Source organism: Shewanella sp. POL2 (genome assembly GCF_000282755.1).
Lineage (GTDB): Bacteria > Pseudomonadota > Gammaproteobacteria > Enterobacterales > Shewanellaceae > Shewanella > Shewanella xiamenensis.
This window is the reverse complement of sequence record NZ_AKZL01000002.1, coordinates 1-23748: the sequence shown is the minus strand read 5'-3', so window position 1 is coordinate 23748 and position 23748 is coordinate 1. Positions and strand designations below refer to the sequence as shown.

Sequence of the window (23748 nt, the reverse complement as noted above, 5' to 3'; positions counted from 1 at the left end):
GATAACGAGTCTATACCAACAGAATCAAGAGAAACCCGTGACTAAGAAGATAGATCTGGCACAAATTCGAGTCTTACTCCTTGGGATTTGGCACTTCCTGCTGCATTTACGCCAGCGCCTAGTAGAAGATCAAATCAATATTCGTGCGGGCCACTTGGCCTATGTCACCCTATTATCGCTCGTTCCTATGGTGGCGGTGACTATGTCTATGCTGTCGGCGTTTCCTGTGTTTAAGGGGATCCGCGGCCAAATTGAAGCCTTCGTTTACGAGAATTTTTTACCCGCAGCGGGCGATACGGTACAAGTCTATATCAATGAATTTGTGGGTAATGCCTCTAAAGGCACAGCGGTGGGGATTGCGGCCTTAGTGGTGGTGGCGATTATGCTGATCTCCGCCATTGATAAGTCACTGAATAATATTTGGCGCACTAAGGAAAAACGTTCTGTGGTCGTGGCCTTTTCCATGTATTGGATGGTGATTACCTTAGGCCCTGTGCTGGTGGGGGCGAGCCTAGTGGCGACTTCCTACGTGGTGTCGTTAAAGCTGTTTGAGGGCGACACCTTATCTGGCGTAATGCCGCTGTTTATCGAACGTTTGCCGCTGTTATTTTCGGTGGCCGCGTTTTTACTGCTGTATATGGTGGTGCCGAATCAAAAGGTGAAGTTTTGGCACGCACTACTCGGTGCTGTGGTGGCAGCCTTGCTATTCGAGTTGGGGAAAAAAGGTTTTGCTTTGTATGTGACGAAATTTCCAAGTTATGAAGCCATTTATGGTGCGCTGGCGACCATTCCTATTCTATTTGTTTGGGTATATTTATCTTGGATGATCGTGCTGCTGGGCGCCGAAATTACCGCCGCCATGCCCGAGTATTTGGACTATGAGTCCAGTAGCGATATCAACGAAATTAACCTCGATGATCAGCCTTTAGCGGCGCAGGATACACCCGCCGCGCAGCCAGAAACCACATCTGCCCAGTCAAGCCAAGTGCTTGAGACGACAGGTGAACTTGCGGCAAACGCGCCTTCATCGACTACACTGGATAAGCCGTAGCTAAGTTATCATTCACCAAGACATTCAGCGAGCCTTATCCCACCTATGATCACTGATGCCCATCCGCTTGCCGCTTTTATCCGCCGTGATTGGCTGATGATTGGCTGATGATAGGCAATGGGCAGCAGTTGCATCTCGCTCAATATGGTAATCCGCAGGGTATCCCGCTGCTGTATTTGCATGGTGGCCCTGGCGCGGGGGCTTCGATCAGTGAACTGAGTTTATTTAACCCAGAGCACTATTGGATTTTACTGCTAGATCAACGTGGTGCGGGACAATCGCTGCCTGCTGGCGAGTTGGAACACAATCATTTAAATGGGCTTATCTGCGATATTGAGGCGATTCGCATTCACTTAGGCATAGCGCGTTGGTGCCTAGCGGGTGGCTCATTTGGCGCCACCTTAGCCTTAATTTACAGTGGTTTATTTCCTCATCGAGTGATTGCTCAAGTACTGTGGGCAATGTTTATTCCCTCCAAGGCCGGCATTGAATGGCTCTATGGCTCATCGGGCGCTGCGCAGTTATATCCACAGGCTTACCGTGAATTTGCCGCGCCTTCTATTGGATTGGCGGATTTATTTACGCATTATCAGCTAGGATTTAACGCTCAAGATGAAGCAACCCGTCATGAATTTGCCCGTCGCTGGATCCAATGGGAATTAACCCTAGCGGGCGTACCAACTGGCCTACCTAAGCGGCTTGCGCCGCCGCTATTCGCCTTAGCTCAAATCGAGCTGCACTATGCGCAAAATGATTACTTCAATATGTTCAGTGTATTACAACGGGTGACATCTCAAGTCTCTGCGCGTACCCTGCTATTACAGGGCACGCAGGATGCCGTCTGTCCGGCACGCTTATTAGCCGCATTTGGGGCAAAAATCGATAACCCCAGGATACAAATCCACACTATTGTTGATGGCGGGCATTCGCTGAATAGTGAAATACTCTCACTTGCCGTCACACTCGAAATTCAAGCCATGTGGTCTTGGATAAAGCGACAGGAGTTTGCATGAAATTAGCTATGATTATTGCCGCCATTTTAGGATTAACGGCCTGTGCGGCCACCTCATCCTCAACCCCAGAATCTCAATCCTCATCTTCTGCGGTCGAATCTACCGAGGCTCGCGCACCTGTGGCGCCTAAAGTGGTGCAATTGGCTGGAATGACCAATGAGGCCGCTGCTGATGCTTTGTATCAGGCCTTAATTAATGCCAACTATTTAGCCACTAAAGTCGGGGCGGATAAGGTTGCGGTGCAATTTGGCAATAATGATTTTATGCTCGAACCCAGTATAAATGCTGCGGGGATTGACCGTATTTTGATGAACCGTTTTTATGCGGTGCATCCACAGTTGCAGGCCAGCCCTGAACTGCCCGCGGTGATTGGCGAACTAAACGCCAAGCTAAACTTCGCTAAATTTGTATTGCGCGAGCAAGGTGCGGTGATCCAAATCCAAGGTACTGTGACCTTTGCTGATAAGGTCGAAATCGAGGAGCTTCGCCGTTTTATGCTGTGGACCGATGGCGGCTTGGCTGAAATCGCTAAGTCCTTGCCGGAGGGAATTGAGCAGTATCTGCGCCCAATTCCTTTGATGCCCGTTGTTAAGTCTTAATTTAAAGGAAAAGTTGTGATCGCCTTAATTCAAAGAGTCAGCCGCGCCAGTGTGGTTGTAGATAATCAAACCATAGGTGCAATTGATAAGGGCTTGTTAGTTTTACTGGGGGTTGAGCGGGAAGATAACCGCGAGAAGATGGAAAAGCTAGCTACTAAAGTGATGAGTTATCGAGTTTTTTCTGACGAAAACGGCAAAATGAACCTCAATTTGACTCAAGCGGGAGGCTCGCTTTTAGTGGTATCCCAATTTACCTTGGCCGCTGATACTGAGCGTGGGCTAAGGCCGAGCTTTTCGGGTGCGGGCACCCCAGAACAAGCGCTTGGCCTGTATGAAGAGTTTGTCGCCTTTTGCCGCGCCAAGGGCGTGACCACCGAGACAGGGCAATTTGCTGCTGATATGAAGGTTGAACTGGTCAACGATGGCCCAGTGACCTTCCATTTACAGGTTTAATCTCAATACGCTTGCACTAGTAAAGGAAAATGCCCATGGACGAATTATTAAACCAATTACGCCAGACGTGGCACCGCACGATACCTGTGAGTGAGTTTATGCAGATTGCACCGCTGTCCTTTACTGATGGCGAACTATGCGTGAGTGCGCCACTCACGCCGAATATCAATCTGCATCACACCATGTTTGCGGGCAGTATTTATACTCTTATGACCCTCACAGGTTGGGGCATGGTATGGCTGCAACAGCAACTCCTCAATGTGGATGGCGACATAGTGTTAGCCGATGCCCATATCCGTTACCTAGCGCCCATTCGCAATCAACCTATTGCACGCGTGGTATGGCAGGATGCCAGTTTAGCGGGCTTATCTGCGGGGCGAAAAGCCAAAGTTCGACTTGTGGTTAAGCTTTACTGTGAAGACCTGCTCTGCGCGGAGTTTTCTGGCCTGTATATTAGTCTTCCAAGCATTAAAAAATAGTTGCGACTGTTTGATTTTTGTAAATTTTCATCGTTGATGTTGCCTTTAACTTGCAATAGAATCTTTGGCTTAATGCAACTTAAGTTGCATACGCCATGGTCCGTACGGTTATCACGTTTATGCTGTATGGCGCTATTTGCATTGATATTAAGGATAACCGATGCGATTTCTCTCCTGTGTGCTTATTGCTCTATTTTGTTTTCATCTCAGTGGTTGCGCCAATACCAAGTTAAATGCCAATAAATTACCAAAGGGTGTGGTGCTAAATAAAGCTATTACGCTCCCTGTGGATGTGAGTGTTGCTTATTATTTGCCCCATTCGCAGTTAAATAACCGTTTTTATTTAGAGAAATGGAATATTTGGGTCGATCCAGGAAAATCACTCAGTGATGGCGTGAAGGATGGTTTTGGTGCTTATTTTTCAAATGCTAAGTTATTAGACCGCACGCAAGCGAGTCAGTATGGACTGCTGATCGATATCGATCCTGAGTGGAAATTTGAGTCGGGTAAAGCAGAAATGATCATGAGCTATCGGGTATTTAATGGCTCCGATAAGCCCATTCGCGAAGGGCAAAAATCCTTTAAGGCAGATATTGGTTATTTAGGGGATGGTTTAGGTCTTTATAACGCCGCATTGCGTGCGACTCAATTAGTGATTGTCGATGTGCTAAACACGTTGACGCCGTCGGCTAGCTCCTATCCTGCACAGTATGCAATGAAGGATGTCTCGGCGAATTTGCTGGCAAATATGCAAAAACCAGTCAGTACAGGAACAGGTTTTTATATTAATCCACAGGGGCAAATTGTTACTGCGGCCCATGTACTCAAAAATTGCATGGTGACACAGGTGAATGTTGGCGGTAAATCCTTTGATGCGGCCGTAGAGGCTAGCTCGACCTTATTGGATTTAGCGGTCGTGAGTACGGGGACGCCAGTGGAGCAATACTTACCATTGCGTAAAGGTACAGAGATTTTCTTGGGCGAGGCGATTACCAATGTTGGCTATCCCTTGCAGGGATTATTGGCGGCCTCCCCCAATTTAACGCGCGGAAATATCAGCTCACGCGAGGCATTAAAGGGGGCGGTGGGGCAATTCCAGTTTTCGGCACCGATCCAGCCCGGCTCAAGTGGTGGCCCAGTGGTCTCTGATGGTGGGGAGTTATTAGGTATTACCGTTAGTACCTTAAATGTGACGAGTCTGCGTGAATCGGGTGCATTACCGCAGAATGTTAACTTTGCCCTCGATGCAAAATATGCCGCCCGCTTTTTAGATAAACACCGCATTAGTTATCAGTCGGTTGAACCCAATATGAAGGGCGATATTCGAACGGCAAATGCGGCTGCACTTGGTGCTGTTGTTCAACTGAATTGCTATCAATAAGGATGTTTCCAATGCCATTTATGCTTCGTATTTTGATGCTGGGTTTGTTGCTCATTAGCCCGTTTGTTAAAGCACAAACCACGGCACTTCCACCAGTATTTTTTATTAGTACCATTGATTCAACTGACTTTTATAACAAACTCAAGGGCATCCCATTATTTGAAAAAATGGATAAAGAGAATATCGGTAATCCATTGAAACTGATTGTGACCTATAAAATGGAACCTACTGCAGGGGGAGAAGCCGCTGGGCTAACCTCGGCGATTTTAGCGGGTGGCTCCCTAGGGCTGTTACCTATGGTGACCAATAATGATTTGGTGCTGACGTATGAGTTTAGGGTTCACAATGAGGTGATTGCCAGCGTCAGTTATCGTGAAAATTTTACCAAGGCTCACAACATGTACTCTAATGAGGGAATGTATAGCCTAGATAAAGAGAGTTTGGCATGGGCGATGACCACGACTGATAAGTTTATGGTTGATATTCAAAACTCGCCTGAGCTTTCCCAGCTAATCAGTGAATACAACTATTATTTTGCTCAATAGTTCGAGTGCTGCGTTTCCATAGCTGCGTTTCCATATGCTAAGGGCTAGCTTGGCTAGCTCTTAGTCTAACCATTCTACTTTTTAGAAAGTAATCTCAAATTTTATCCGCTTTTTTTCTTTTTTATGGGCTAATAAACTAAGCCCATAGAGTCGAGAGCAAGCTGAAAGACTCCCCCAAATTTCAATTTTCGGAGCAGATTATGTCTAAAGTCCTAGTGTTAAAATCCAGTATTCTTGGCGGTTATTCACAATCTGCCTTGTTAGTTGACCACCTGATCGGTAAATGGGAAGACCAAGGCGCGACCATCACAGTTCGCGATTTAGCGGGTAAAGATGTGTTGCCAATGGTTGATGGCGAAATCGCCTCTGGCCTACGTGGCGGCGCTGAGTTAACCGCACGTCAGCAAGAGATGCTCGATCTGTCGAACGCCTTAGTTGAAGAGTTAAAAGCGAACGACACAATCGTGATCACCGCGCCGATGTACAACTTCAACATTCCAACCCAACTGAAAAACTGGATTGATTTTGTGGCCCGTGCGGGTGTGACTTTTACTTATACCGAAAACGGTCCTAAAGGCTTAGTGGAAGGCAAACGCGCCGTGTTGATCACCACCCGTGGTGGTGCACATAAAGATGGCCCAACCGATCACATTGTGCCTTTCTTAAAAACCTTCCTCGGCTTTATCGGTATCACCGACGTGGAAGTGGTATATGCTGAAGCGCTGAACATGGGCCCAGAAGCCAACCAAAAAGGTATCAGCGAAGCTAAAGCCAGTATCGATAAGTTAGCGGTTTAATAGTAAAGATAATAAAAAATGCCAGCGTAAATGCTGGCATTTTTGTTTGCGCAGAACACAATTATTCGCACAGTTTGCAGCCAAGGGATATGGTGTTGGTTTCGATATAGCGAACCTTAGTGCTTGCTTGGCCACGGTTACGGCTCACGCTGTAGCGGGTTTCGCGAACCACTTTGGGCTGCGGCGGTTGTTCGCCGCTAGTTGGGCGCGGGCACTTTGTTGTCATCTGCACCTCCTCACGCATGGTTGCTTTGCTTAGGTTTTAGCTTGGCTGGCAGCAGACTAAATCTTTTAGCGAACCACCGTTGATCACACATTCAAAACCGTTGGCTTTGAGAATATCGCAGCCCTTTTGGGCACGGATACCTGCGCCGCAGTAAAGCACAAACGGATGCTGTTTATTGTCAACCTGATGCAACCATTGGTCGAGTGTTGGCAGCGGCACGTTGATGGCCTGAGGCAAATGACCTGAGGCAAACTCCTCTGGTGAGCGCACATCGATAACGCGTGCACCTTGATCAATCAATTGCCAACATTTTTCACCGTTGCTGCTACCAGATAATTTAGCCAGTAAAGATTGAAACATAGCTTTGCCTCTATGATTAGAAAATTTTCAATAAGTTTATTCTAATGGATTGGCAGGCGCAAGCGGCAATCTGTTGGGCGCTTGGCTTGTCGGAGTTACTCGGTGGCGGGCGCTTCCCTGTGATAGTGGATAAGATCATGAAACACCACGGGGTGATCGCTCAAGTTGCGGTAACCGTGGGGTTTATCGGCGGCAAAGCGCACGGCCTCGCCCTGCTGTAATGGCTGCCACTGGCCATCGACTAACACTTCCATGGTGCCGCTGAGCACGATCACATGCTCGGTCACACCCGCCTCATGGGGCTCGGAGAGGCGCTCATAGTGCGGTAATAGGGTGAGTTCAAACATCTCAAAACCAAAGCGTGGCTCAAAGGGAAATAGCGACGCCACTAACATGCCGTCGGTTGCAGGCTTTTGGCGTAATGCATCAGCGTTACGAAAGACCGCGCCTTGGCTCTCGGGTGTCGGCTCTAGAAAAGTTGAGAGTGAGGTATTAAAACCGCTAGCGATTTTCCACAGGGTGGCAATGGTGGGGCTAGATTCGCCGCGCTCAATCTGGCCTATCATGGCCTTGCTTACGCCTGTCTCGAGTGCCGCTTTATCTAAACTCCAACCCTTTTGGCTGCGCAGTTGTTTTAGGGTCGCGGCAAGATAGCTGTTGATGGTCTGCATTGTGGTCTGATACTTAAAAAATTATTTGTACGTTATAACGCACAGGTGCTATCTTGTCCATCTTGTGCGTTATAGCGCACAGATAATGGTGCGATGCTCGAGGCAAAGGTAGGAGTAGGGATGATGTGGCGCGAGGCTTTGGGACTATCAAAAATATCGGCGGGCTTTATTGCCGTGCTGGTGGGCTACAGTAGTTCTGCGGTGATTATCCTGCAGGCGGCGGATGCCGTGGGTGCGACATCGGCACAAATGAGTTCATGGCTGTGGGCTTTGGGTGTCGGCATGGGGCTCACCAGTATTGGCCTGTCTCTCTACTATAAAAATCCGGTGCTTACGGCATGGTCGACCCCCGGGGCGGCGCTGATGGTCACCAGCCTGGCGGGATTGAGTATCCACGAAGCCGTTGGTGCCTTCCTGATTAGCTCTTTGTTGATCGCCCTCTGCGGCTTGGCGGGCTGGATGGATAAGCTTATTCGTATCATGCCGCAGTCAGTCGCTTCGGCCATGTTAGCTGGGATTTTACTGCAGTTTGGTTTAGGACTGTTTCAAGCAATGCAGACTCAGCTGAGCTTAATCCTATTGATGTTATTAGTGTTTGTTGTGCTTAAGCCATGGGCGCCGCGCTACATTATGTTGCTCACCCTCGTTGCGGGAATAGGGATGAGTTATCAATTGGATCTACTGCAACTCGATAAGCTTGAGCTGCAATTCGCCGCCCCTGTATGGATAGCGCCTGCGTTTTCTGTCACCAGCGTAGTGGGCGTGGCGCTGCCCTTATTTGTGGTGACTATGGCCTCACAAAATATGCCTGGGGTAGCAGCGCTGCACGGCCATGGTTATCGCCCGCCTATCTCGCCATTAATTACTGTGACGGGGCTGATGGGCGTATTGTTTGCCCCCTTTGGCGGCTTTGCTTTTAATCTCTCGGCCATTACGGCGGCGATTTGCATGGGTAAAGAGGCGGACCCTAACCCCGCAACTCGTTATTGGGCGGCGGTGTGGGGCGGTGTGTTTTACTTTATCACAGGCCTACTCGGCGCCACTGTGGTGGGGCTCTTCGCTGCATTTCCGAAGGAATTGGTGCTCGCGATTGCAGGATTAGCGCTGCTTGGCACCATAGGTAACAGTCTAACCGCAGCGCTCGCGGATAACGACGAGCGAGAAGTGGCGGTGATTACGTTTCTCGTCACCGCCTCGGGTGTGAGTATATTGGGGATCGGCAGTGCATTCTGGGGATTATTACTCGGATTTTTAATGCATTACTGGCACAAGCATCGCGCCTTAACCACAACTAAACAGGCAAAAGCATAGCTGTGGTTAGGTCTAGACTGAGGTTCGCTACCTTAGTGGATTGATGTGTGCAGAGGCCTAGAGCCTTTTGGTCATAAACAGGCTATTGGGGTCGAGCGTGTAATCGGCAAAGGGGCCACACAGCTCGAAGCCAAACTTAGCGTAGAGAGAACGTGCGGGCAGGAAAAAGGCCATCGAGCCGGTTTCTAAACTGAGGCGTTGCACGCCAGCGGCTTTGGCGTCATTGATCAAGTGCTGCAGAATCTGGGATGCCACGCCTTGTTGTTTGTAAGTTGCTGCGGTTCGCATCGATTTGATCTCTGCATGTTCAGCATCTAACCATTTTAGTGCACCGCAGCCTGCTAGATTGCGGCCATCCCACAGTGTCCAAAAGCGAATATTGGGTTGGCGCAGGCCATCCAAGTCTAATGCGTGCACACTTTCCGGCGGCGAGGTTGCTCGCATATCTTCAAGGTGCTCAGTTAAAAGTGCTGCAATTTCAGGCCCTTTTAGATCATCTAGTATTATTTTCATCATCATTGCTCTCAAGATTAAAATTCCCTGTGTTGTCACTTATCCATCATAGCGTTATCGCGTTTGGTTGTTTTTAGGGTTAAAACGCTGCGGTGGATAAGCAAAGGGTAGGCCAAGAGTTTTTGCTAAAAGGGATGATGCTTCATCCCTTGGTTTGTATCGAGAGGCGAGCAAGAAAGCTTGTGCTTACTTTTGTTTGAAGGCAAGGCAAAAACATATTATGTTATTGTCTTATATTAAGCGTTTTAATTTTTACTAAAACTACAGGGATTGTTATGTTAAGGAAGAGCGTTTTCTTTTTGTTTTTTCTACTCGTTTTAATTTTTATTACATTGTATTTTTTTGAAAATAACAATGAAGTTAGTGTTAACGATACATCCTTTATGAAAGATAGTCATATCGTTTTGGTCGATGATTCTAACTCTGCTAATGTTAATTTTGATGTGTCAACAAATATAAAAGAGCCTCGAGCAAGTGATAGTTCTTTGCACTCTTTGACTGAGCATAAAATGGAGCTTAATGGAGGTTATGATACAGGGATAGTTAGTGATGACAATGTTGTTGATAGTACTAAGCTAAATTCAATTTTGGCTTCAGCTAACTTTTACGAAATTATAGATGTTTTCTCGAAAATGCCAGACAAGTCATTTGAAATAATAGTTTTTGAAAACAGTATTAGCGAGTTTTTAAATAAGTCAAAATATAGTTCTATTTTAAATGAGTACCGTGTTTCATGTGATAATAAAATTTGTTTTGGATATTTTGTATTTTCAGAACCAGATGCTTTTGCTAATTTCTACAAGGAGTTTAGTCTTAGTAATAATAGTCCTATGAATAAGTCTGGTTATGTAAACTATTTAATGGTTACAAACAATGCTAAAGGGGGAAATGAGTATAGGATATCATTTAATTCAGACCCTTTAGTTAAATCAATAACTGCACAGAAATAGTTGCATCATTGGCAAAATAGGACGGACAGAATTGGATGGTGATTGGCGAGGCTAGCGCCCCTGTATCTTCGGGAACTGAAAAAAGTTATGCCTGTCCGATCTTATTTATGAATAGGTAATAAAAATATTAGCTCGTTCGCTAAGGGCGGGTCATGTCTGCATAAAAGTCTCTTTGAAAATAAGACCTTCGCCAGTACACATTCTCAATCCGCTATTTGCATAATAAAGTGTCAACAATCAACATCGGGCTTGTTCAACACTTGGGATAAGGTCGCGGCTACGCGCGGCCTATCCTTATTTGTTATATTGCGATTACTTCAATGCTTGCTCTACCGCACATTGCAATAAACCTTCATCTTCATATAACTCGCGATAATCAGCTAAAGGTAAATTACCTTCGTTATATTGTTTTTCGAAAAATATTCGTAACCGCCATTCGTCAGGATCAATTTTGTTGAAGTCAAAATCAATTCCCCCGACATCAGCTGTGCGATAGATGTCCACACCAATACCGTGAGTCCGATACATCCAATTAGTACCTGGAATTGGATTTGCACCTCGATATTTAGGTTGAAGAATATCTTCTGCTTTTTCTAATTGGAAAGATTGAACTAGCAGTTCTTCAGCCCATTTTCTTTGGGCATACCATAGAGGAATAATCTTCCTGATTTTCTCGAAATTATCCATATGCTCCTAAGCAATATAACGCCCCGCTCAACGGAATTTTGGGAGCGAAGCGAGTAAAATTTCCGAGTGCAGTGGCTTGTTATACGCTTTTACACTAATCATGCAACTACCTCGAGCATTTCGTTGTAATGAATCTCATCAACTTCCTGGAGCCACGTAAAAATATCACCAATGACATTTTGGCTTTCACCTAAAAGGTTTTCTGACGAATCTTCATTAATTTCGATTACGGCACTATGTGAATATTTGTTTATGAAGCGATAAATCTTTTCCTTGGTGGCTTCATCTGTGATTTTGCAGCCTTTCAACCCACAATTCATAAGCTGTGAAATATCACTTCGGTGCTTCGGAAACTTGAAGCTAAAAAATGATTCGAGCAGTTTCCTTGCGAGATTCGCGGTTAAAAAGGCTTCGTCGCGTGACAGTGCTGGATTGTCTTTGTATGCATGAAGTTTTGTAAATATATAATGGTATTCTGAATTGTAATCGACCAGACTTGAATCTGCGTCTTTAAATGTCGATTGGCGTGGGACGGCTACCGTGGATTCAATTGTATAAAAGAACGCATTTGGATCTTTGGGAGGATTCTTTCTTCTTCTGTTGCGATTTACCCCTTCGAACCAATCACGAATCAATTTGAAGTAAGTAAAATTGTGCGTAAATACGAATAGCTGCTTTGCCGTGTCACAATTGCTACGAAGAAACGAATACGCATGAAATAAGTGGTTCGAGTCAAAGCTCGAAACTGGATCATCGACAACAACGATAGTATTTTCCATCTTGTTATCGTTTTCTTTCAGCTTGGTTATGAAATAAACAAACGCAATAGCCGTTTTTTCACCTTCGCTCAAGTTTCCTTCTACCGGAACGGAATCGTTCCGCAATATTTCGTACCCTTTTTTATTCGGATTGAATCGAAGGGTTAATTCACTGCGCCCAAGAAACTTATGAAGTGATTCATTAAATTGGTCAGCGCCCACGCCTTCATTTGATAGTAAATCTTCAAGTTTTTGGATTTCTGCTTTTCTAGCGTTAATTGCTGTTTTTAGCATTCCATTTGCGGTAGTTCGATCAACGACTTCTTTTTTCTTATTGTAATATCCGAATGACTTCACTTCAGTAGTCGCATAGTGAAGTTCAAGTTGCTTTTTAGCTTTATCAGTTTCTTCTTTGAAATTTCCAGACTTATGATTGTGCTTATCAACAGCTGCGCCAATAGCGGTCATAGCATCGTTAAACGCATTTACGGATGACTCACTGATAACTTCAACCGTTAGAGCGACTTCAAGTGGATTAGCTGTCTTGTCTTTTAACACATTGTGCCAGACCGTAATTTCTTCGTTCAGGTCTGTGATTGCCTTTTCCAGCGCCGCACATGCTTCGTTGTAGCCATTTTTGAATTCGTCGTAAAAATCACTTGCGGCGGGTAGCGTTGGGGGCTGAACATATTGACCGGCAAGCCAGACATCAGCACTTTCAAGCCGGGTCTGAAAGGCTTTGTAATCGTCATTAAAATGGGCTTCAAGTTTTTTAATGCGTTCTTCGGTGATGATGTTGCCACAAAATTCACATTCGTTTTTATCGTGGCGCTTATGAAGGTCAAGACCAGTTTCAACCCAAGACTTTATATCACCATGATCTACAAGCCTCTGAATAGTTTGGCTGACCACGCTAGTTTTCAAAAGGTCATCAAGTCGTTCTTTAGCTTTAGTGAAAGTATCTTGATTAATAGCGCGTTTATTAAAGATTATCGGGGACTTTTGATCAGGTTTCGCAGCATTGGTTAAATCAACAATTTTTTGATCATCAAGAAGTGAATCGTCCGACTTACATTCTTCAAGGTGTTCTTCTATGAACTTTCCAAATTTACGCTTATCGTAGTTAAGGTAGTAACTGTCTGTAGTATCAATGGACTGAAGACTTGTCTTCATGTGTCGCGCGCTATCGGATTCAAATTTTGAAACAGCGCCATTAAGTTTCTCTATTGCTTCAGACCCTATGCTGTATGTCTTGGTATCAACTTCTTGTTCTTTTTTTAGCTTTTCTAGTTTTTCACGTTCTGCAATCTTTTCCTTATCAACAAGCAATATACTTTTTACAATGCTGTTCCATGAAATGTTTTCATCAATAAAATCTTGGTTAAAGGTATATATGTTTAGATCAGAATTACCCACGTTCGTTTGTGTTATCGGCGTGCCGCTGTCTACGCTTACCGAGAATTCCGAAGAAGGAAATTTACTTGAAGTGGCTTTATTTTCGATGCACCGAAACAAACCCGAAAGCGTAGATTTTCCGCATCCATTCCACCCATAGAACAAGTTATATTTTCCGAAATCTTTAGCATTGCTGTTTGTGTGATCTTGGAAGATACCGAATTGCTTTAGTTTTTGTATATTTTTTATTGACATGGCATCCCCAACCTAAAATTCTCTCCGGACTAGATTTGCGTATAACAGTGTATTACCCGCACTTCTAATGAAACCCAAACCATAATGGACTCGAAGTTTGAGGGATAAGAGTAAATAATTCAAATATGCCAGTAACTTAGCATCCATTACGGTGAGTTTCCAATCTTTTTTCATGCAGAAAAAGCGAGACTTTATATACCAAGAAGTATTTTGGCGCGGTATGTAAATCAGAAAACATGAAAAGACTAATATTTTTAGTTGATTAATGTTTTTTTGAAATTAAAAAAACAATATTCCTTTGGCTCGTTTTCCCCGAGGGTTGTCACTTTTCTATTATACCTGTACTTATACAGTCATAAGCGGAACGTAAATTGCATTTTAAACAACTGAGAAAATCTAAAGCGTTAAAATGATAAGAAATTCTAATATAATTTAATTGGCCACCTACAGTTAATTTTTTTGGCGTACAGGCATAACAACTTAAATTTCATGGTTTTACTGTAGTTGCGGCCATATAAACCAACAGATGACACTGATGCTCGAAAGGCAAACCATGGTGATTGACGAGACGACCGTCCGCCCCATGGACGGGGCGGCCCTGCATCCAGGGATGGACTTGAACAACATCCGTGTTTAACGGCCAGTTCGCCGTCCATGGCTCTCGTTCATAAGCTTAGAAATCCTAGGTTTCTATTCACCGTGTCGTCGAGTCAGCATCATGGTTGGCTTAACTCCGTGGCGTGTTGTCGAGTCAGTACCATGGTTGGCCTCACTCTGAACAATATTGCCAGTCCACCTTCCATAGCTCTCGCTTATCAACTTAGAGCCCACGGCTTCTTAAGGCTATTTCAGATGATTTTGGGGGAGCTGTGGCTGACCTAACAGGGCAACGATAAGGATAAAGTCGTCTTCTTTGGTGAAGTAGGCGGTATGTTTACCGATAGGAAAGTAGAAACCGTTGGGGTAAATATCGTTGCAGCTTCTGCCTAATCCGGGGTTATTGGCTAACATTTGCAAACCGGAGATAAGGCTTTCTTTATATTTGTGCCACTGCGACTCAGAAAAGTGTTGAAGAGTGTAGTCTTTAATCTGTTGTAGGTGAGCCTGAGCTAACCTACTCAGTTTATAGCGTTTATTATTCATGTGAGTAGCTACAGGGCGTTAAGAAAATCTTCGCCATCAACCACATTGCCCTTTGCTAAATCTTCTTTGGCTGCGTTGAAACAGTGCTTCAGATAGTCGGCTTTCATCGCCTCAAGCTGTTCGTAATCGTGGATAGACATGACCACAACTGCATCTTTACTGTTTTTGCTGATCTTGATGGGTTCACGTTGAGCGTTTAGTAGCAACTCACCAAAATTTCGTTTGGCGTCATTTGCGGTTAAGGTTTGCATGAGTTAAGCCCCGTTTTGGAAATACAGTGGCAGTATAGTTTATTGAGCGAAATGGTCAAAATGATTAAATCGTGCGATTTGTGCTAATGATGGGTTATCTTGATTCGCTTGATGATGACTTGCCTACAAATGAGATCAACAAGCCGAGATGATTATCGGCTTGTTGTTAACGCTTTTGCTAGCTCAAAAGCGATTTAGTAGTACTTCTTCAAATAGCTCTCGGCGTAGCTTTTCAGCTTTTTGTTTGGGTTGTTGTTGGCAATATTTTCAATCACTTCGCGGTATTGGGTATTACCCGATGCCGCAAGCGCTTTCGCCATATTGGCGTAGGTGTCGATGGCTAACTTGTCGTTACTCATCAAACGTGGATTTTTCAGCTCAACGCTCAGGCGTTCTAATAGAAAATCATCGTAGTTTTGATCGTCCATCATGCGTTTGGCTGCGAGGCGCATCAGCTCTAAATCATTGCTTTTAAAGGCGTTGGCATAGGCATTATTTTTAGTACTTTGCTCGGCCACATATTGGCTTTTATCGCCTAAAATAGCATTCCATTTTTTATACTGGTCAAGATTTTCAAGGGCTTGGGTAGCGTACTTCTTCAGCTTCTTATGGTAGTCGCCATTGATAATATTGTTGATGGTGCCGCTGTATTTATCGTTCCCTGAATAAGCTAAACCTTTGACTAACCATGCACTGTAGTCGATAGCATTTTTCTCGGTGGCTTGTGGCAGCGATGCGATAAGTTTGGCCTCTAACACATCGTAAATGGCGGGATCGGATAATCCGGCAAGCGTCAGGGCTTCGATGGCTTGTTTTTGCTTAAATTGGTTGTCGCCTTTAAAAATTTCTTGATAGGTTTCAACCGTATAATCCTGCGCCCACACCGGCGAGGCCAGTAAACTGATACCGAGTAAAATGCTTGCAACTAATGGTTTCATTGATATGTCCTTATGTCGTTTTCCAGCGTTTAAAAATCAGTGAGGTGTTGATACCGCCAAAGGCGAAGTTATTACTCATCACATAGTCGGTGTCGAGTGTACGTGGCTCGCCGCGAATGTAATCGAGAGCGGCACATTCTGGGTCGATATTGTCGAGATTGAGCGTCGGGGCAAACCAACCCGCATTCATCATTTCGATACTCACCCAAGCCTCTAACGCGCCGCAGGCGCCTAAGGTATGGCCTGTGTAGCTTTTAAGGGATGAAATCGGCATATCCGCACCGAATACCGCGTGGGTCGCATGGCTTTCGGCAATATCACCGCGGTCGGTGGCGGTGCCGTGGGCATTCACATAACCAATGGCGTCGGGCGTGAGCGCCGCATCCTTAAGGGCTAAACGAATGGCGATCTCCATGGTTTCGCTATTGGGCTGAGTGACATGCTGACCATCGGAGTTAGTGCCAAAACCGACGATCTCGGCGTAAATTTTCGCGCCGCGTGCTTTGGCGTGTTCTAACTCTTCAAGTACTAGCGTACAAGCGCCTTCGCCAATCACTAAGCCATCGCGCTGGGCATCAAAAGGGCGTGGCGATAATTCTGGCGTCGTGTTTTTCGTGCTGGTCGCAAACAGCGTATCAAAGACTACGGCCTCCGTGGGGCAGAGTTCTTCACCGCCGCCCGCGAGCATTAAGGTTTGCTGGCCATATTTAATCGCTTCATAGGCGTAACCTATGCCTTGGCTGCCTGAGGTGCAGGCGCTGCTGGTGGTATGAATGCGCCCTTTAAGGCCAAAGAAAACCCCCACGTTTACCGCTGTGGTGTGGGCCATCATGCGGATATAACTGGTAGCGGTAACGCCTGACATATCGCCAGTTTTCAGCATATCGCCAAAGGCGGTAATGGGATCGGTACTGCCAGTGGAAGATCCATAGGCAATGCCCATCTCTCCCGAAGTGACGATAGGGTCGTCCAAGAGTCCCGCATCGATAAGTGCAAGTTCGCTGGCACGAGTCGCCATAATCGAGACCCGTCCCATGGAGCGGATTTTTTTACGCGAATAATGGCTCGGCACTTCAAAGTCGGTCACGGGGGCGGCAAGGCGAGTGTTTAGCCCGTCATATTTGTCCCAATCCGCCATCGTCACTACACAGTTTTTTTGTGCCTTAAGGCGGTTTGCGATACTCGGCCAGTCGTGACCTAAGGCAGTAATGCCACCAATGCCGGTGACTACAACTCGTCTACCCAAGCGGGTCGGGTTTGTCGGCTCAGTCATTTAGATCATGCCTCCATTCACCGAAATCACTTGGCGCGTGATATAAGCAGCATCGTCCGACATTAAAAAGGCTGCTAAGGCGGCGATTTCATTGGGTTTGCCCATGCGGCGCATCGGCACTAACTGCTCGACCATATCCTTAGGAATATCCGCCACCATATCGGTTTCGATTAAACCTGGGGCGATACAGTTTACGGTGATCTTACGTTTGGCCAGCTCTAAGGACAGCGCCTTAGTCGCGCCAATCAATCCGGCCTTAGAGGCGCTGTAATTGACCTGACCACGGTTACCCGCGATACCGGAAACGGAAGCCAAGGTGATAATTCGTCCGCCCTTGCGCGCTTGCACCATAGGCATAACGCAGGGATGAATCACATTATAAAAACCATCAAGGTTAGTGTGGATTACGCTATCCCATTCGGCTTCACTCATCGCCGGAAAAGCATTGTCACGGTTGATGCCCGCATTGAGTATCACGCCATAGTAGGCGCCATTAGCCTCGATATCGGCCTCAAGGGCGGCTTTGACGGCAACGCGGTCGGCAACATCAAACTTTAGTAGGCTGACGTTAACCCCAAGGGCGCGAAGCTCTGCGGCGCTGGCATCGGCTGCGGCCTGATTGCTGTGATAATGCAGCGCGATATCATAACCTGCCGCAGCCAGTTTAAGGGCGATGGCTTTGCCAATACCGCGGCTCGAACCTGTGACTAATACTCTGTTATTCATCTTTATTTCTCCACCCTTGATGCTCGATGAGTTGTTTGTGCATCAAAGGGCTAAATCCTTTTGTGATAAGACTTGTTGCTGCCAAGCATGCCTCTTGGCATTAAGCCTGTTGGCTTGAGGCGATATACGCTTGGGTGTCCTGTGGCTGGAACACATTCACATTCGCCTCGGCCACTAACAGTGGTGTTTGCTGCGCTTGCGCCTCTGGCAATAGATAAATCTGGCAATCGAATACCGCCAGTCCCGACTCTTCCTGATAGAGGCGTTTAACCTGAGTGCGGTAGCAGCGATTGAGTTCGTATTGCGCCGTGTGTAAGGCTAATTTACGCGATCCCAATAAAAATCCCACGCGGATTTTATCGTGACGCAGTTTAGCCTCAACGCCCGCTAAAGCGGCAATGCTCTGCGCCATATATTCGATACCCACATAATTGGGGACGGCCTGACGATGCTCGTCAAAATAAGCGCTCTGCGGAGTGATCAGCACTTCAGTTTCGAGCACATCCGGCTGATGGCTAATAATCTTATCAATCAAGATCATTGGCGTACGATGCGGAATAAAATCGGCAATATTCTGCTCGGCTAAGTGTTGCAGCCAAATCGGCTCGGCGGCTGAAATTGCGGTATTGATAGAACTGGACATCAATCTTAAGCCCCTTTACGGCAAAAAATCAGGCTGGCATTGCTGCCGCCAAAGGCGAAGGAGTTGCTCATCACATAGTTAAGCTTGCCATGCTCGGCGCACTGCATGGGCGCGACTAGCGCAATGCTGGGGTCCTGCGGATCTTGCTGCCCATCAAACCTATGGGGCGGCAGGGCAAAGCTGTGATTATGCTGTGACAGCAAGAGGTAACAAAATGCGGCTTCAATCGCGCCCGCAGCGCCTAAGGTATGGCCGACCAGCGGTTTGGTTGAGCTTGCAGGGGGCGGCGTGTCGCCAAATACCGAGAGTAGGGCGCGGCTTTCCATTGCATCATTTTTAGGCGTTGCTGTGCCATGCAAGTTTATATAATCAATATCTTGCGCAGATATTTGTGCATCATCAAGCGCGGCCTGCATGGCGGCAATCGCCCCTGCGCCTTCAGGATGCGGCGCCGACATATGGTGCGCATCGCTCGACTCGCCAATACCTGCGAGCAATACGCAGGCTTCATTTACTGTGTTGTCTGTCGCTAAGGTCAGGGTAAATAGCGCGGCGCCTTCACCGATATTGATGCCATCACGATTGGCGCTGAATGGATTGCAATGTCCTTTTGAAACTGACTCTAAGGCGTGAAACCCGTTAACTGTGAGTTGGCACAGGCTGTCGATACCGCCGACAATCACCATATCGCACAGCTTGGCCTCAAGTAGGCGTTTGGCGCTGGCAAACACTTTGGCGCTAGAGGAGCAGGCGGTCGAAATGGTGTAGCAGGGACCTTGGAGCGCAAATAACTGGCGCAAAAAATCGCTGGTACTGCCTAATTCCTGTTGAAAGTAATGGTAATCGGCGGGGAAGTGGCCGTGTTGATTGCGATAGGCCAAGGCAGCTTCGCCCTTCGAAATCCCCGAGGTGCTGGTGCCTAAGACCACGCCGATGCGGTCGGCGCCATATGTCTGTTTCGCCTGTTCGACCGTGTCGGTAATGTGCTGTGCGGCAGCAAGGAGTAACTGATTATTGCGACAATCGAATTGCGCCAGTGCGGCAGGTATCGTCGGTAATGGCTCAGTGACGGGCGCAACCAGTGTCGACTCCCCAAATAATAGGGTGTCATTGGTTTGCATGGCACTGGTATCGCCTGCAATCAAGCGGGCTAACACCTGCTCGGGCGTTTGCCCTAACGGGGTACACAATCCAATCTGTGTAATGGCGACTCTGTTATTCATTGTTGCTTGCTATACCTATTACCGAATCTGGGTGGTAAATATAAGTGGCTAATATGATTAGTTTTAAAGTTTTATCTTTGATTGGCTGCCTATAACGTGACGCTTAAATGGGTTGTATCTCTAACTCAAATTTTGCCTGTGGCATGGTTAAATTAATATGTGCCTGCCAAAGGGAATCGTCGATTTGGTGCTGATAACGAATTTGTATCACTTGGGTCTGATTATCGTTGTAACTGATAAGCGTGTCTTGGCTATAAAACTGGCGGCAGGGGATGGCGTCACATAGCCCTGTCACTAAACTTCCACCTTCTAAATGACTACGAATACTCTGTTCTGGCCAATAGATAAGTTGCATCATCGCCATCAGATATTCGGCTTTAAACTCATTCCCGAGTAGCTGACTCTGCTCACTGCTGAGTGTATTCCCATCGTAAACCAAGGTAAACAACGCTTGCCCTAGCGGAGCGAGCCCAACCAGCGTCATGCGTTCCCCTTCAAGTTCAAGCTGGGTGAGCAGCTCATGGGTGTTATCACCCACTTTTATGCTCACCTTCTGACTAAAAGATTGGGAGGATACCTTTGCTTTGCTGTCGCCTTGCTGACTTTGACTCTGGTTTGCAGAATCTGTGCCAGCTGGGGTTGCGGCTGGCTGATTGCTGCTTGGTTTAGCGGGCGGTTTAGCCGTTGCAGGGCCAAAATGCTGTGGCAGTGGCGCTAAGCAATAACGCATATCTTTTGTGAATCCGACGCAGGTTTGCCGATAGAGCAGCTCACTGCAGCCCATCAAGCCTAGGCTTGAGAGCATTAGGGCAACTGTCGTCACTATCGCTTTTGTGCGACCTTTGGCGTTAGGGCGACCTTTGGCGTTAAGGCTTAAGCGCATCGAATTACACCTCGGCTAATTCGTTGATTGTGAGTTCGCTGATTACGGGTTTGCCTGTTATGAGTTCAGCATCCTGCCGACATAGCTCGACCACCATGTTTAGACGTCGCTCGGATTCTTTAACAAAGGGATTTTGCGCATCCCAAGCATAGCCCGCCAAAATCGAGCAAATCATTTGCTTGATTTTAGGATTGGGATCTTCATAAAAAATCACATCTTGGAAGCGGCCATCGTACCAAGCCTGCACATAGGTGCGGAAGGTGTTCACCCCTTGCATTAACGGTGCTGAGTACTCGGTAGGCCAATCCACCGTGTCACCATTAAGTTGTTTAAGCACGCATTTTGCTGCCATGGATGCCGACTGCATCGCGATAGTTACGCCCGATGAAAACACCGGATCGAGGAACTCGCCGGCATTGCCCAGCAACGCAAACTTATCGGTGGCGAGGCGCGACACGTTGGCGGAATAGCCCTTGAGTGTCGCACAGGGCTGGGCGACTTTGGCATTGGCAAGCAGTGCGTTAAGGCCGGGCTCTTCCTTGACTATGGTCATTAACTGCTGCTCTAAATCGCCTTCGAGGCGCGCGAGCAATTGCGGCTCTGCCACGACGCCGAGCGAGCAGCGGCCATTGCTGAAGGGAATTAACCAGTACCAAATATCCTGATGCTGCGGGTGCACGCTAATTAAAATCTTATTCCGGTCGAAGTTGGGATCGCTGATGTTATCTTCCACATGGGTGAAGATGGCGCTGCGAGTCGGCAGTGAGGACGGCGTTTCGAGGTCGAGCAGTCGTGGTAATACGCGGCCAAAACCGCTGGCATCGAGCACATATTTGGCCTCGACTTGGTAAAGTTCACCCTGCTCGTTACGCACAGTTAAACGAGGTGCGGCAGTTAACTCTATCGCCTCAACGGTTTCACCGTAACGGATCTCCACCCCAAAACTTGCCGCAGTATCGGCGAGTAATTTATCGAAGTTTCCCCGTTGTACTTGGAAGGTTGTTCCCGGCCCTGGGGTAAATTTGTCGGTAAAGTCGAAGGTGGTATACACCCCGTTACGGCGGAAGGCTGCACCGTTTTTATATTGGAATCCCGCGGCATTCAGCGCCTCTAACATGCCCGCTTCTTCAATAAATTGCATACAGCAGGGCAGCAAACTCTCACCAATCGAAAAGCGCGGAAAGTGTTGTCTTTCAAGCACGATGACACGTTTGCCTTGCTTATGTAGCAGGCTTGCTGCAATCGAGCCGGAGGGGCCTGCGCCGATAATGGCGACATCGACGCAAAGGGAGTGAGACGGTGTGGATCTAGCCGCGGTAGAGGTAGACATTTAAATAACATTCCTTGTAGGTATCGAGACCTTGTTGGTGGTTAAAACCTGACGAGTGGTCAAAATCAATGGCGAAAGTACAAAGGTAAAGCCTATGCCGAGGGATAGGGTTAATCCAAAGTAATGAATAGCTTGGGTTTGGCTAAAGGCGAGTAAGCCAAAGGCCAATAGAGTCGAGCAGGCGGACATAAACACCGCCATCATCACCGCCCTGCCATGTTGCGCTGCGGCGGCAAAAAACAAGCTGTAATCTATCCCAATCCCGAAGACTAAAATCAGCGCCAGCGCATGGAATAAGCTTAAGGGGGAGCCGACTAAGCCTAAAATGGCTAAGGTAAGTACCGCGGCGAGTGCCGGCACGGCGACAACCACAGTGGCCTTTTTGAGCCCAAAACTTAGGCTAAATAGCAAGAGTGCGATAACCAGTGCTAGCCCCAATAATTTAAGGGTGAGCAGGCGATAATGCCCCATCACGGTGGAGATATCCGCGACTTTATCAATAAGTTGTACCTGTGGATCTTTGGCAAAGCGCGCTTTGAGAGCCGCAATATCTTCAATACCACCGAGCAACACTATGGCGCCATGGCTGTCGCTTCCTCGCTGTGTATTATCTGGATTGGCCGTTGGCTCCGTTGAGTGTTCAAGCGGCGCTAATCCCATTGGTGCAAGCCAAAGTGGCGCTAGCTGTTTACCAAAGCCCAGTTCGAAAAAATCCGTCGGGGTGATATAGCTATCCTTGGCGCCAATATAGGCGGCAGAAAGGTTTGGCGCTAGGCTCTCATCAAGGCCAATGTTGCTTAGTACTGTGGTTAATTGCGACTGGTAAATCTCGCCCTGTAATTGATACGCTGCATCTTGCTTTTGCTTGCTCGGTAGGTAACGGCTGAGGCTGACATAATTGCCCAGCTCTTGCTGTTTTATGGCGGTATCGAGTTGTGGGCCTAGGGCTTCGAGCCGTTGCAATAAGGCTTCTTCACTCGATGCGCGCACCAATAAAAACTGGTTATCGGTACCGCCACTGAGGAGTTTTCTGAGCTTATCTTCAGGCTCTGTCACGCTCGCAGGGCTTTGTTGTAAATGGCGAATATCATCATCCACCTTAAGTTGGCTGATACCCAGCAGACAAACACCTACGAACACTAAGGTGAATAGACTCAATCCCCATGGCGACACCAGCTTGTTTGAGAATCCGGTGAGTTTTGTAAGATAGGCCTGTGCAAGATTTAGCGGACGCTCTCCCGAAGGCAACTTGCTGCCCGCTAAGAGTGGGTAAGCCAGCACTAACGTCAGGTAGGCACCGAGTAAACCAGAGGCGCAGAAAATCGCCACCTGCTGCATGCCGGGAAACGGCGCGAGGCCAATGCCGACATAGGCCAAGGCGCTGGTGATAAAGGCGAGCGACACAGTGGGGAAAATATAGGCCACGGTCGCCTGCGCGCTACGCTGATGATCGCTTAACCGCTCGCAGTAAAAGTGGAAACTGTAGTCGATAGCAATCCCAATCAGGCTGGTGCCAAAGACGAGGGTGAGCAAATGCAGCTCCCCGAACACGCTTAGGGTAAAGGTCACCGCCAGCAGTAAACCACTGGATATTGTCACTATTGCAAGCAATAGCGGCATGACGGAGCGAAACGCCAGCCAAACTAATAACACCACCCCAAGCAGAGAGGCGAGGCCAAGGACAGAGATTTCACTCTTAGCGGTATTCGTTGCTTCTATAGCATGAAATAGCGCGCCCGCCTGTAACACTTGTATGCCGGCATATTGCTCAGTGACTGTAGTAAGTGCTTGTGTTAACGCTGCTTGCTGAATGAGTTGGGCATTAGGATTAAAGGCGCTGTCTTTACCCTTTGCCATCACAATAGCGGCCACGCCCTTACTGTTATCAACACCT

General features: G+C 47.2%; 26 protein-coding genes. 10 read left to right on the top strand and 16 right to left on the bottom strand.

Features of this window, described 5'->3' with window-relative positions:
• Positions 1-37: 37 nt before the first annotated feature.
• The 8 genes from SHEWPOL2_RS00725 to azoR all read left to right on the top strand — a co-directional run bounded on the left by SHEWPOL2_RS00725 (position 38) and on the right by azoR (position 6318).
• Positions 38-1051, top strand: coding sequence for a virulence factor BrkB family protein (locus SHEWPOL2_RS00725; protein WP_037425013.1), 1014 nt, complete (start codon positions 38-40; stop codon positions 1049-1051).
• A 107-nt stretch (positions 1052-1158) separates the two neighbouring features.
• Complete coding sequence (locus SHEWPOL2_RS00720) at positions 1159-2064, top strand: alpha/beta fold hydrolase (RefSeq protein WP_050991287.1); 906 nt, start codon at positions 1159-1161, stop codon at positions 2062-2064.
• Positions 2061-2663 carry a hypothetical protein gene (locus SHEWPOL2_RS00715; RefSeq protein WP_037423221.1) on the top strand — a complete coding sequence of 201 codons (603 nt, stop codon included), beginning with the start codon at positions 2061-2063 and terminating at the stop codon, positions 2661-2663. The genes SHEWPOL2_RS00720 and SHEWPOL2_RS00715 overlap by 4 nt, the downstream gene beginning before the upstream one ends.
• A gap of 15 nt (positions 2664-2678) precedes the next feature.
• Positions 2679-3116, top strand: a complete 438-nt coding sequence (dtd, locus tag SHEWPOL2_RS00710; protein ID WP_037423224.1) for a D-aminoacyl-tRNA deacylase — start codon at positions 2679-2681, stop codon at positions 3114-3116.
• 35 nt (positions 3117-3151) lie between these two features.
• Positions 3152-3595, top strand: coding sequence for a thioesterase domain-containing protein (locus SHEWPOL2_RS00705; RefSeq protein WP_037425009.1), 444 nt, complete (start codon positions 3152-3154; stop codon positions 3593-3595).
• A gap of 160 nt (positions 3596-3755) precedes the next feature.
• A complete protein-coding gene (locus SHEWPOL2_RS00700) occupies positions 3756-4976 on the top strand; it encodes a serine protease (protein WP_037423230.1) in 1221 nt (406 codons plus the stop codon).
• Between the two features lie 11 nt (positions 4977-4987).
• Positions 4988-5521 carry a hypothetical protein gene (locus SHEWPOL2_RS00695; protein ID WP_037425007.1) on the top strand — a complete coding sequence of 178 codons (534 nt, stop codon included), beginning with the start codon at positions 4988-4990 and terminating at the stop codon, positions 5519-5521.
• Between the two features lie 200 nt (positions 5522-5721).
• Entirely contained in the window at positions 5722-6318 is a 597-nt protein-coding gene (gene azoR, locus SHEWPOL2_RS00690; protein WP_037423238.1) for an FMN-dependent NADH-azoreductase, read from the top strand.
• A 61-nt stretch (positions 6319-6379) separates the two neighbouring features.
• Here azoR and SHEWPOL2_RS00685 read toward each other — a convergent pair whose 3' ends face one another.
• From SHEWPOL2_RS00685 to SHEWPOL2_RS00675, 3 genes are all read right to left on the bottom strand, one after another.
• Positions 6380-6544, bottom strand: a complete 165-nt coding sequence (locus SHEWPOL2_RS00685; RefSeq protein ID WP_037423241.1) for a hypothetical protein — start codon at positions 6542-6544, stop codon at positions 6380-6382.
• A gap of 36 nt (positions 6545-6580) precedes the next feature.
• On the bottom strand, positions 6581-6904 hold the full coding sequence (locus SHEWPOL2_RS00680; protein ID WP_037425005.1) for a rhodanese-like domain-containing protein: 324 nt from the start codon (positions 6902-6904) through the stop codon (positions 6581-6583).
• A gap of 95 nt (positions 6905-6999) precedes the next feature.
• Entirely contained in the window at positions 7000-7575 is a 576-nt protein-coding gene (locus SHEWPOL2_RS00675) for an XRE family transcriptional regulator (RefSeq protein WP_037425002.1), read from the bottom strand.
• A gap of 123 nt (positions 7576-7698) precedes the next feature.
• Between SHEWPOL2_RS00675 and SHEWPOL2_RS00670 the strand changes: the two genes are divergently transcribed.
• Positions 7699-8886, top strand: a complete 1188-nt coding sequence (locus tag SHEWPOL2_RS00670; RefSeq protein ID WP_037425174.1) for a benzoate/H(+) symporter BenE family transporter — start codon at positions 7699-7701, stop codon at positions 8884-8886.
• Between the two features lie 57 nt (positions 8887-8943).
• Here the strand turns inward: SHEWPOL2_RS00670 and SHEWPOL2_RS00665 are convergent, their stop codons facing one another.
• Positions 8944-9399: a GNAT family N-acetyltransferase gene (locus tag SHEWPOL2_RS00665; RefSeq protein ID WP_037425172.1), complete on the bottom strand. Its 456-nt coding sequence runs from the start codon at positions 9397-9399 to the stop codon at positions 8944-8946.
• Between the two features lie 383 nt (positions 9400-9782).
• On the opposite strand from SHEWPOL2_RS00665, the gene SHEWPOL2_RS00660 reads away from it, so the two are divergent.
• The gene (locus SHEWPOL2_RS00660) at positions 9783-10349 is read left to right on the top strand and encodes a hypothetical protein (RefSeq protein WP_146193314.1); all 567 of its coding nucleotides are present in this window, start codon (positions 9783-9785) and stop codon (positions 10347-10349) included.
• A 312-nt stretch (positions 10350-10661) separates the two neighbouring features.
• Here the strand turns inward: SHEWPOL2_RS00660 and SHEWPOL2_RS00655 are convergent, their stop codons facing one another.
• The 12 genes from SHEWPOL2_RS00655 to SHEWPOL2_RS00600 form a co-directional block, all read right to left on the bottom strand.
• Positions 10662-11036: a hypothetical protein gene (locus SHEWPOL2_RS00655; RefSeq protein WP_011626649.1), complete on the bottom strand. Its 375-nt coding sequence runs from the start codon at positions 11034-11036 to the stop codon at positions 10662-10664.
• Positions 11037-11134: 98 nt separating this feature from the next.
• Positions 11135-13444: an AAA family ATPase gene (locus SHEWPOL2_RS00650; RefSeq protein ID WP_037424997.1), complete on the bottom strand. Its 2310-nt coding sequence runs from the start codon at positions 13442-13444 to the stop codon at positions 11135-11137.
• Positions 13445-14287: 843 nt separating this feature from the next.
• Positions 14288-14587, bottom strand: a complete 300-nt coding sequence (locus SHEWPOL2_RS00645) for a type II toxin-antitoxin system RelE/ParE family toxin (RefSeq protein ID WP_037424994.1) — start codon at positions 14585-14587, stop codon at positions 14288-14290.
• 8 nt (positions 14588-14595) lie between these two features.
• Positions 14596-14838: a type II toxin-antitoxin system Phd/YefM family antitoxin gene (locus SHEWPOL2_RS00640; protein ID WP_011621139.1), complete on the bottom strand. Its 243-nt coding sequence runs from the start codon at positions 14836-14838 to the stop codon at positions 14596-14598.
• Between the two features lie 194 nt (positions 14839-15032).
• The gene (locus SHEWPOL2_RS00635) at positions 15033-15776 is read right to left on the bottom strand and encodes a hypothetical protein (RefSeq protein WP_037423265.1); all 744 of its coding nucleotides are present in this window, start codon (positions 15774-15776) and stop codon (positions 15033-15035) included.
• Positions 15777-15786: 10 nt separating this feature from the next.
• Positions 15787-17049: a beta-ketoacyl-ACP synthase gene (locus tag SHEWPOL2_RS00630; RefSeq protein WP_037424991.1), complete on the bottom strand. Its 1263-nt coding sequence runs from the start codon at positions 17047-17049 to the stop codon at positions 15787-15789.
• A complete protein-coding gene (locus tag SHEWPOL2_RS00625) occupies positions 17050-17775 on the bottom strand; it encodes a 3-ketoacyl-ACP reductase FabG2 (RefSeq protein ID WP_037424987.1) in 726 nt (241 codons plus the stop codon).
• A gap of 100 nt (positions 17776-17875) precedes the next feature.
• Positions 17876-18418 carry a hotdog family protein gene (locus SHEWPOL2_RS00620; protein ID WP_050991285.1) on the bottom strand — a complete coding sequence of 181 codons (543 nt, stop codon included), beginning with the start codon at positions 18416-18418 and terminating at the stop codon, positions 17876-17878.
• A gap of 5 nt (positions 18419-18423) precedes the next feature.
• Complete coding sequence (locus SHEWPOL2_RS00615) at positions 18424-19641, bottom strand: beta-ketoacyl-[acyl-carrier-protein] synthase family protein (protein WP_037424984.1); 1218 nt, start codon at positions 19639-19641, stop codon at positions 18424-18426.
• 103 nt (positions 19642-19744) lie between these two features.
• Complete coding sequence (locus SHEWPOL2_RS00610; protein ID WP_037424981.1) at positions 19745-20524, bottom strand: DUF3261 domain-containing protein; 780 nt, start codon at positions 20522-20524, stop codon at positions 19745-19747.
• 4 nt (positions 20525-20528) lie between these two features.
• Positions 20529-21854: an NAD(P)/FAD-dependent oxidoreductase gene (locus SHEWPOL2_RS00605; protein WP_037424978.1), complete on the bottom strand. Its 1326-nt coding sequence runs from the start codon at positions 21852-21854 to the stop codon at positions 20529-20531.
• A partial coding sequence (locus SHEWPOL2_RS00600) for an MMPL family transporter (RefSeq protein ID WP_037424975.1) occupies positions 21855-23748 on the bottom strand: 1894 nt, incomplete at its 5' end. It abuts the gene before it with no gap.

What these genes read in the sequence shown, in the direction of transcription:
- SHEWPOL2_RS00625 (WP_037424987.1), bottom strand. Translation starts at nt 17,775, where the DNA reads ATGAATAACAGAGTATTAGTCACAGGTTCGAGCCGCGGTATTGGCAAA.
- SHEWPOL2_RS00615 (WP_037424984.1), bottom strand. Translation starts at nt 19,641, where the DNA reads ATGAATAACAGAGTCGCCATTACACAGATTGGATTGTGTACCCCGTTA.
- SHEWPOL2_RS00670 (WP_037425174.1), top strand. Translation starts at nt 7,699, where the DNA reads ATGTGGCGCGAGGCTTTGGGACTATCAAAAATATCGGCGGGCTTTATT.
- SHEWPOL2_RS00695 (WP_037425007.1), top strand. Translation starts at nt 4,988, where the DNA reads ATGCCATTTATGCTTCGTATTTTGATGCTGGGTTTGTTGCTCATTAGC.
- SHEWPOL2_RS00700 (WP_037423230.1), top strand. Translation starts at nt 3,756, where the DNA reads ATGCGATTTCTCTCCTGTGTGCTTATTGCTCTATTTTGTTTTCATCTC.
- SHEWPOL2_RS00650 (WP_037424997.1), bottom strand. Translation starts at nt 13,444, where the DNA reads ATGTCAATAAAAAATATACAAAAACTAAAGCAATTCGGTATCTTCCAA.
- azoR (WP_037423238.1), top strand. Translation starts at nt 5,722, where the DNA reads ATGTCTAAAGTCCTAGTGTTAAAATCCAGTATTCTTGGCGGTTATTCA.
- SHEWPOL2_RS00675 (WP_037425002.1), bottom strand. Translation starts at nt 7,575, where the DNA reads ATGCAGACCATCAACAGCTATCTTGCCGCGACCCTAAAACAACTGCGC.
- SHEWPOL2_RS00665 (WP_037425172.1), bottom strand. Translation starts at nt 9,399, where the DNA reads ATGAAAATAATACTAGATGATCTAAAAGGGCCTGAAATTGCAGCACTT.
- SHEWPOL2_RS00720 (WP_050991287.1), top strand. Translation starts at nt 1,159, where the DNA reads ATGATAGGCAATGGGCAGCAGTTGCATCTCGCTCAATATGGTAATCCG.
- SHEWPOL2_RS00605 (WP_037424978.1), bottom strand. Translation starts at nt 21,854, where the DNA reads ATGTCTACCTCTACCGCGGCTAGATCCACACCGTCTCACTCCCTTTGC.
- SHEWPOL2_RS00630 (WP_037424991.1), bottom strand. Translation starts at nt 17,049, where the DNA reads ATGACTGAGCCGACAAACCCGACCCGCTTGGGTAGACGAGTTGTAGTC.
- SHEWPOL2_RS00635 (WP_037423265.1), bottom strand. Translation starts at nt 15,776, where the DNA reads ATGAAACCATTAGTTGCAAGCATTTTACTCGGTATCAGTTTACTGGCC.
- SHEWPOL2_RS00660 (WP_146193314.1), top strand. Translation starts at nt 9,783, where the DNA reads ATGAAAGATAGTCATATCGTTTTGGTCGATGATTCTAACTCTGCTAAT.
- SHEWPOL2_RS00645 (WP_037424994.1), bottom strand. Translation starts at nt 14,587, where the DNA reads ATGAATAATAAACGCTATAAACTGAGTAGGTTAGCTCAGGCTCACCTA.
- SHEWPOL2_RS00620 (WP_050991285.1), bottom strand. Translation starts at nt 18,418, where the DNA reads ATGTCCAGTTCTATCAATACCGCAATTTCAGCCGCCGAGCCGATTTGG.
- SHEWPOL2_RS00655 (WP_011626649.1), bottom strand. Translation starts at nt 11,036, where the DNA reads ATGGATAATTTCGAGAAAATCAGGAAGATTATTCCTCTATGGTATGCC.
- SHEWPOL2_RS00610 (WP_037424981.1), bottom strand. Translation starts at nt 20,524, where the DNA reads ATGCGCTTAAGCCTTAACGCCAAAGGTCGCCCTAACGCCAAAGGTCGC.
- SHEWPOL2_RS00685 (WP_037423241.1), bottom strand. Translation starts at nt 6,544, where the DNA reads ATGACAACAAAGTGCCCGCGCCCAACTAGCGGCGAACAACCGCCGCAG.
- SHEWPOL2_RS00680 (WP_037425005.1), bottom strand. Translation starts at nt 6,904, where the DNA reads ATGTTTCAATCTTTACTGGCTAAATTATCTGGTAGCAGCAACGGTGAA.
- SHEWPOL2_RS00705 (WP_037425009.1), top strand. Translation starts at nt 3,152, where the DNA reads ATGGACGAATTATTAAACCAATTACGCCAGACGTGGCACCGCACGATA.
- SHEWPOL2_RS00640 (WP_011621139.1), bottom strand. Translation starts at nt 14,838, where the DNA reads ATGCAAACCTTAACCGCAAATGACGCCAAACGAAATTTTGGTGAGTTG.
- SHEWPOL2_RS00715 (WP_037423221.1), top strand. Translation starts at nt 2,061, where the DNA reads ATGAAATTAGCTATGATTATTGCCGCCATTTTAGGATTAACGGCCTGT.